A 7454-nucleotide genomic window follows, 5' to 3' on the forward strand; every position below is an offset into this window, starting at 1 on the left:
GTTCTGGTGCCATGCGTAGTGTTGTCGCCACGTGTTGGGTAAGTGTGGATGTTATGTGACCGACAGTAAAGGGCGCTGGGGTGGGTCACGTTTGGTGTCCGCGGAACGGGACACAAATCCATCACCCTCCGATGCGTCGGGGATACCAATGGCAACACAACTGGCGGTGACAGGATGTGCGGCGGCGTCGGGCGGCCGTCCACGCATGTACACGGCATCACATGGCATCACATGGCATGCACACCGCATCACATGGCATGAGGTGGTCCTGATGGCAACGAGTGTCACGACGGCCGGCCCGTTCGGCATCCCGCTCGACGTCCCACCGGGCGCGGATCCGGACCGGGCGCTGCCCGCTGATCTGTCGGATCCAACCCGGACCGGTGCGGCGCTCGGTGCGCTCGTCGAGTCCGGCCGGCTCGATCCTCCGCTGTCCGCTGGCGCGTCCTTGCCGACCTTGCCGTCAACGACGTCACGCTGGCGCGACTGGCAGCCGGGCACGCCGGCGCGGTGGCGATCCTGAACGATCTGGACGGACCGGTGCCGCGGCGTGACCAACGGTGGGGGGTGTGGGACATCGACACCCCGGTGAGCCCGCTGGCCGCCCGCTGGGGCCCGGACGGCTGGACGCTGCATGGCGCCAGACCGGCCTGTTCAGGGGCGCGGGTGCTCACCCACGCGCTGGTGGCAGCCGAGATCACCACCGCCGAGGCGGGGGAGGCGCGCCAGCTGTTCGCCGTGCGGCTGGACGACCGCGGCATCGCGGTGGCGGCCGGTGGGCGGGCGTCCCGGGCGATGGCCGGCGCGGACACCGCGACGGTGCTCTTCGACGGGGCACGGGCCGTGGCGGTTGGCGGGCCCGCCGGGACGTCCGGCCGCTCCGCCACGGCCGCCACGGCGTACTCGGACCGGCCCGTATTCTGGCACGCCGCGGCAGGGGCCGCGGCCTGCTGGTTCGGCGGCGCGATCGGAGTGGCCCGCCCGCTGTTCGCCGCCGGCCGCCTCGACCGAGCCGATCACGAAGGCCGTTCTGGCTACGAAGGCCGTTCTGACCATAAAGACTGGACCGTCCGCCATGGATCCGTCAGCGGATCCGCCAACCGGTACGGGGCCACCGGCCGCGGCGGGCCCGGCGGCCACCACTGGTTCGCCGACCGGCGGGGGCGGCCGCTGGACGCGCGTGCGCTGGTCCACCTGGGCCGGGTGGATGCGCTGCTGATGGCCGGGCGCTGCGTCCTGGAGACGGCCGCACGGGAAATCGATGCCGACCCGGGCGACACCGGCGGCTCGGCGCGGCGGCGTGCCCTGCAGGTGCGGGCCTCGGTCGAGACGTGCGCGACAGAGGTGATCGACCTGGTGGGGCGCGCGCTCGGCCCGGGGCCGTTGTGCTCCGACCGCGGCTACGCCCGGCGCGTCGCCGACCTCGGCTTCCACCTGCGGCACAGCCACGTCGAGCATGATCTCGAGACGCTCGCGAACGCCGTCCTGGACGATCTCGACCCGTTCTGGTGGTGACTGACAGCGAGGTGGCCACGGCGGGTCAGGTGGGTATCGATGACGGCATGAAGCATCGTCCCGAAGGCGTCCCGCCGGGTGATCTTTCCGACGAGGATCTCGTCCGCGAGGTGGAACACCTGCACGCGACCCGGCACGACACGTTCCTGCACGGCACCGGGGACGCGTTCGACACGCACACGTCACGGATGCTCAGCCTGGAGTACGAATACCGGCGTCGGTTCGCGGCGGTGCTCACACCGGACCCGCTACGGACCCGTGCCGGCAGTCGCCGGGCCGCCGCCGCGGGCCGTGCCGGCTCGTGACGTCCCTGGCCTGACCGCAGCGTGCGGTACCCGACACCCGACGCCCGGCGACCTGACCGGCCGGTGGCTGTCACCGGCTCGTCGCAGCCCCGGGCCGTGCCGGGCGCGACGGGTGGTGCGCCGGGTCAGCTTGTGATGTCCCGGGTCGCGAACACGATCCGGGCCAGGACGAGCATGGTTATGCCGTAGCCGCCCTCGAGCATCAGTCCGTGCTGGATGCTGGACCAGGGGACCGGCGCGCGGAACAGGTCGACGAACGCCATCCAGTAGTGCGTGGGCAGGTAGGGCTGAATGACCTCGGCGGACGGGATCTGGTCGAGTACACCCGCGGTGACCAGGATGCCGAGCGCGCCGAGCGTGGCCGCGAGCGGCGTGGACGTGATCGTCGACAGGAACAGCCCGCAGCCGGCGATCCCGAACATGGACGCGGCCACGAACAGCGCCGACAGCCCGATCCGGATCGCCGCATCCGGCAGGGAGAAAGGCGGCCCCCCACCGGACAGCGGCTGGATGGGAGCGAGCCCGAACAGCGCCCAGCCGACCGTGAACGCGGTCGAGGTCACCGCGCTCACCGCGATCAGCAGAAAGGCGATGATCGAAATCATCTTGGCGGCCAGCAGCCGTCCCCGTCCGACCGGGCGTATCACCAGATAGCGCAGAGTGCCGGCGCTTGCCTCGCCCGCGATCGCGTCCCCCGCCAGCAGAAGCACCGCCACCGGCAGGAACAGCGGCAGGACGAGGGCGAGGGCCGCGACCGGGAACCACGTGCCGTTGCGGACGACCTCGGCCAGGAACGCCGGGCCTATCGGCTTCGAGCCAGTTCCGCTGATCTTCAGGAAGATGGCGACGATGACCGGCAGCGCCGCGAGCATCAACACCGACACCCACGTTCGCCGCCGCAACAACAGCAGGCGCAGCTCGACGCGGATCACTGCTCGTCCTCGGCCGGCTCCCAGCCGCCGCCTCCGTCGCTACCGGTCAGCTCGAGGAAGACGTCCTCAAGCGTCCGTCGTTCCACCACCAGTTCGTGTACGCGCACACCAGCCGAGACCAGCGCGGCGTTGAGCGCCATGGGGTTCAGCGTCCGCGCGATGAGGGAGTGCCCCTCCCGGCCCTCCAGGACGCGCTCGAGCAGGTGCGCGGCAAGGTCGGAATCGGGGGTGCGCAGGGTCACCCGGCCGGTCGGGCCACACAGCGCGTTGAGCGAGTCATGGGCGACCAGACGGCCGTCACAGACGATCGCTGTCTCGGTGCAGAGCATCTCGACCTCCGCGAGCAGGTGCGAGGACAGGAAGACGGTCGTTCCCGCGGCGTTCAGCTCGAGCAGCAGGTCACGGATCTCCCGGATGCTCTGCGGATCAAGCCCGTTCGTCGGCTCGTCCAGGATGAGTAGTTTGGGATGCCGCAGCAGCGCCGCGGCAAGGGCAAGCCGCTGTTTCATCCCCAGTGAGAACCTGCTGATGGGCCGGTCGTCGACGTCGCCGAGCCCGACCCGTTCCAGAGCGTCCTCGATCCGCTTGCGGCGCGAGCGCCGGGCACCGCCGCGCCCGGCCGAGTCGAGAGCGGCCAGTTCGACCCGGGCGGGCAGGAAGGTGTGGAACGCGGGAGCCTCCACGAGCGCGCCGACCTTGGGCAGCACCTGCCGGGCATGACGGGGCATGCTCCGGCCGAGCAGCCGGACACTGCCGGCGCTCGGGCGCACCAGCCCGAGCAGCATCCGGACGGTTGTGGACTTACCCGAGCCGTTGGGGCCGAGGAACCCGAACCGGTCACCGGTCGCCACCTGCAGGTCGAGGCAGTCGACCACGGTCCGGCCCCGGTAGCGTTTGGTCAGCCCATCCGCATGTATCGCGAACGTCATGTCGGCTCCCGCCCGTCGTCGGCGGCAGCGGGTTCGGTGGCGGGCACGGCGACAGTAGGCGCAGTAGGCATAGTGGCGGCGGGCATGGGACGGCCACGCGTCAGGGCCGGCGGGGCATTCGGACCAGGCCCCACCCGCGTCCGGGGGAGCCGCCCCGGCCCGTCGGAGCAGGATGATCGCAAAGTGGGCACTGTAGTAGTAGGCACTGTAGTACTAGTAAACCGGGGCTATTACGTGCCATCGACAGACGGGGGCAGATCGGGTCCACCGCGCCCACCCCGCGTGGGATCTCGCCACGGCAGGTACGATCAGGCCCAGCGGGCCGTTAGCTCAACTGGTAGAGCAGCAGACTTTTAATCTGCGGGTTCAGGGTTCGATCCCCTGGCGGCCCACTCCCTGGTTCCACTGCCCTGTAAAGGATGTGATTGAGATCGCCGATCTTGATTGCCCTCTTCAAGATCAATGACCCCTACGGGTGACCCCAACGTCAGTCTCCGTCCGGGAACAGGTGATCGAGACGATCCGCCGCACCTCGTTGGATTATCTCGGTAACCTCCACATAGATCATTTTGGTGATGGTCGGGGAGCTGTGTCCCAACACGTTTTGGATGTTGTCGATGGTCACGCCTTGCTCATAGAGCAGCGTCGCGCACGTGTGTCGAAGATCGTGGAAGCGGATGCGGCGGAGCCCGGCACGGCGGCACAGCGCGTCGAACTGGCGAGTGACGTTCCGCGGTTCCAACGGTGTGCCGCGTGCGGACGCAAACACAAGATCGTGATCGGTCCATGTTCTACCGGCCGCATCCCGCTCCGTGTCCTGTCGCTCCTTGTGCCCACGGAGCACGCGGACGCAGGAAGCAGACATGGCGACGACCCGGGCCGAGCTGTCGGTTTTCACCGGGCCGAGCCGAAGTTGCCCGTTGACCCGTTGCAGGCTGGTACGGACCCGAAGGACCCCGCGGTCAAGGTCGATGTCGGACCAGCGCAGACCGAGGAGCTCCCCTTTGCGGAGCCCGAGCATGAGCGCCAGCACGTACAGCGCGTAGAGACGGCCGCCCCGGGCCGCCTCGAGGAATTCCCGTGCCTCACCGGATGTCCACGGGGTGAAGTGCGGCCGATACCGGTGGTTCAAGCGAAGGTTCTTCGCCACGTTCTGTGTGACAAGCCCCTCGAGAAAGGCATCCTGTAGCGCGACGCGGAGCACCCGGTGTGCGTAGCGGATTGTCCCATCGGCGAGGAACTCTCCGCAGCACTCCGGAGGAGTTTTCGCACAGCATCGCGCACCGGGGATAACCCGAGCGTTCTTCCGTGGCCGTGTACGCGCAGCCCGTGTGTGCTGAGCGCGTTCCTCACGTGCCGCGTCTTTCCCGAGCGCGCAGCAGCGGCACACCGTCTTCAGTCGGTTGAATGCTGCCCGGATGTCCGAGGGTTGCAGCGAGGCGAGTTTCTTCCGACCCAGCACCGGCACGAGATGCACGAGGATGACCGTCTCATAGCTGCGATAGGTCGTATCGCGGAGCCGATCCCGCACGATCTCACGCAGCCAGTGAAGCAGATAATCACCCACCGTCATGCCACCGACAGGAACCCGGGCACCATTCATCCGCGCGGCTTGCAGCCGGGTAAGTTTCTCGTGAGCTTCCTCCCAGGTGTGCCCGTAGACGCTGCGACGAATCTCGCGTCCGTCGCTGGTGACGACATAGGCGCGACCCTCCCACCTGCCATCGGCACGTTGACGAATCGTGCCCTCACCATTGACGTTCCGCCGACCCGACCGGCGGGATTCCTCCGGCTCCTCAGGTACCGCCAACGCGGTTACAGATGACATCAGACAGCATCCTCCATAATCCTGTTCTGGTAGGCGATGAGGGATTCCACCGTGACCCGTCGGCAGCCCCGTACCAGCACCCCGACGATTTCCCGCTCCTTGATAAGCCGGTACACCGTCCACTTCGACACCGACAGGCGTTCCATGACGTCCGCGACCGTCAGCAGATCCTGAACGCTGTGCATGCCTCTTCTTTCTTCGTGGATGCGGATACGGTTTCTCACGCCGCAAGCGGCACACGACGGTTTTCCTCACGCCGTGAACGGGCTTGGTCTGCGGCTTGCAGGGCGAGCCAGGCGTCACTGGGTGTTTTGTAGCCGGAGCCTTGGTAGCGCCAGTTCGTCATGGCGACGGTCAGGTCGTCATCTTCGGGCCGCCCCCAGGCGTCCACCGGGATGCGTTCCTCGCAGGTGGGGGTGTGGGTGCGTGCCCAGATTCGACGGGTGATTCGTCGTGCGGTGAACGTGGTCGAGTACCGTCGGCTTTTGGTCAGCCAGTGGCCGTTGTAGCCGAATTGGTGTGCCCATTTCCGCAGGCCGTACTCGGCCAGTTCCGGTATCCGTCCGAGTCGCCAGGCGGTGTGGGCGAGCCGGGCGTGGTGCGGGGTAAGGAACGGGGTTCGGGCGTGCACGTCGTCGGTGTCACGGAACCGGCGGTCCAGGGTGCCGGTATCGACGACGCTTTTCGTGATGTATTTCGCCAGGTAGTTCCCGACCGCGAGCGGAGTGAGTTCCCCGCCCTCGACACGGACGTGCCGGACATCGGCTTGCTCGCCCCAACGTGCGACCGTCATCGCGGGAAGCGACGGTGTTGTCGGGGGCCGCTGGTCTATATCGAGGAGACCACCATCGGCGAGCACGGCCAGCGCGTCGGTCAGCGACGGCAGGTCGTAGGTGCGTGGGTTCGGGCAGGGCTGTTCGGCATGGGTGACCGCCCAGCGCCAGCAGGCCGCCAGCAGCTTCCCCGTCGCCCAGACCGGCGGAGGCGCCCACGTCCCGTCCGGGGTGGTGGCGTCGTCGAGGCGGAGCAAGGCGTGGAAGTGCACCGCGCCCCGGGCCTGTCCCTCGGCAACCTTCACATAGGAGATCCGGACCGCTTGCCGGCAGGCCCGTTCCGGGATGCCTTCCGTCCGGGCCATGCGCCGGTAGGTCAGATCGACGGTGCGTTTCCATAGCCGGCCGGCCGCCCGGTTCCACAGGATCAACGCGGGGTCGTCGTGGCAGTCCGGACAGAGTGCCTGTCCGAGGAGCGGGTCGTCGTCGGGGTGGACCCGGTGGCAGCCGGCCGCGATCCCGTGGGGGCAGCGGCCCCGACGGGGCCGGCATACCTGGGCCGGGCCGTGGTTGGACCGACGGGAATGCACCGGCCCGAACGACGGGGCGGTCACCGTCACGAACAGCCCCGGATGCGCTGTCACCGATTCCGGGACCCCGGCACCGCCGACCATTCCGGCGTGGACGATCTGCCAGGCGTCCCCGGCGTACAGGTAAGAGCAGGACGGGCATACCGACGCCCGCCGGTTCCCGCACGGCACCAGGATCACCCCGTCCGGCATGCCGGTGGTGTCGAACGTCCGGCGGGTTTCTCCGGTGGCGGTGTCGACCTGATCGATGGTGCCGGTCAGTCGGACCGGATGCGCGCAGCCGGCCACCCGGTCAAGCTGGGCGAGGAACCCCGATGCGGAGCCATCGACCACCCGGGGGGCGAGCGCGCGGAAATACTCCGAGTCCAGTACTGACATACGATTGCCACCTCCTTTCCCGGGTGTGCGGCGGGCCAGGTACATGACAGCGCAGAATGCTGACGGAAAGCAGCACATAAAACCGGTGGGATTCCGGTGGAACGCGGGTGGAAAACCGGTAGGGAAAGATCGTGGGGCTTTGCCCCACGCCCCGGCCCTCTCTCTGAGGAGGGGAGGGTTGCGCGCGTGCGTTCGCCTGTGGGT

The 7454-nt window shown here is 68.4% G+C and carries 8 protein-coding genes and 1 tRNA gene; 4 read left to right on the forward strand and 5 right to left on the reverse strand.

From position 1 onward, the window contains the following. The first annotated feature begins 271 nt into the window (after positions 1–271). Genes CM1CMNOD_RS01290 through CM1CMNOD_RS01300 form a run of 3 tightly spaced genes read left to right on the forward strand, consistent with a single transcriptional unit; the run spans position 272 to position 1820 of the window. Positions 272–523 carry a hypothetical protein gene (locus CM1CMNOD_RS01290; RefSeq protein WP_131772029.1) on the forward strand — a complete coding sequence of 84 codons (252 nt, stop codon included), beginning with the start codon at positions 272–274 and terminating at the stop codon, positions 521–523. 17 nt (positions 524–540) lie between these two features. Beyond that, complete coding sequence (locus CM1CMNOD_RS01295; RefSeq protein ID WP_131773800.1) at positions 541–1515, forward strand: acyl-CoA dehydrogenase; 975 nt, start codon at positions 541–543, stop codon at positions 1513–1515. 47 nt (positions 1516–1562) lie between these two features. Further along, a complete protein-coding gene (locus CM1CMNOD_RS01300; RefSeq protein WP_043604429.1) occupies positions 1563–1820 on the forward strand; it encodes a DUF6158 family protein in 258 nt (85 codons plus the stop codon). A gap of 125 nt (positions 1821–1945) precedes the next feature. On the opposite strand, the gene CM1CMNOD_RS01305 is transcribed toward CM1CMNOD_RS01300, so the two are convergent. Continuing rightward, positions 1946–2752 (reverse strand): ABC transporter permease, encoded by an 807-nt coding sequence (locus CM1CMNOD_RS01305; protein ID WP_013871890.1) that lies wholly within the window; start codon positions 2750–2752, stop codon positions 1946–1948. Beyond that, entirely contained in the window at positions 2749–3681 is a 933-nt protein-coding gene (locus CM1CMNOD_RS01310) for an ABC transporter ATP-binding protein (protein WP_013871891.1), read from the reverse strand. Before CM1CMNOD_RS01310 ends, CM1CMNOD_RS01305 begins: the two co-directional genes overlap by 4 nt. Positions 3682–4000: 319 nt before the next feature. On the opposite strand from CM1CMNOD_RS01310, the gene CM1CMNOD_RS01315 reads away from it, so the two are divergent. Next, positions 4001–4073, forward strand: a tRNA-Lys gene (locus CM1CMNOD_RS01315). A gap of 95 nt (positions 4074–4168) precedes the next feature. Here CM1CMNOD_RS01315 and CM1CMNOD_RS01320 read toward each other — a convergent pair. The 3 genes from CM1CMNOD_RS01320 to CM1CMNOD_RS01330 are packed head-to-tail and all read right to left on the reverse strand — an operon-like array spanning position 4169 to position 7250. Beyond that, positions 4169–5491: a tyrosine-type recombinase/integrase gene (locus tag CM1CMNOD_RS01320; protein WP_165490434.1), complete on the reverse strand. Its 1323-nt coding sequence runs from the start codon at positions 5489–5491 to the stop codon at positions 4169–4171. Between the two features lie 17 nt (positions 5492–5508). After that, a complete protein-coding gene (locus CM1CMNOD_RS01325; protein ID WP_043602750.1) occupies positions 5509–5694 on the reverse strand; it encodes a helix-turn-helix domain-containing protein in 186 nt (61 codons plus the stop codon). A gap of 35 nt (positions 5695–5729) precedes the next feature. Continuing rightward, positions 5730–7250 carry a replication initiator gene (locus CM1CMNOD_RS01330; protein ID WP_013871894.1) on the reverse strand — a complete coding sequence of 507 codons (1521 nt, stop codon included), beginning with the start codon at positions 7248–7250 and terminating at the stop codon, positions 5730–5732. Positions 7251–7454: the final 204 nt, after the last annotated feature.

This window comes from Protofrankia symbiont of Coriaria myrtifolia (genome assembly GCF_900634755.1).
Classification (GTDB): Bacteria; Actinomycetota; Actinomycetes; order Frankiales; family Frankiaceae; genus Protofrankia; species Protofrankia coriariae.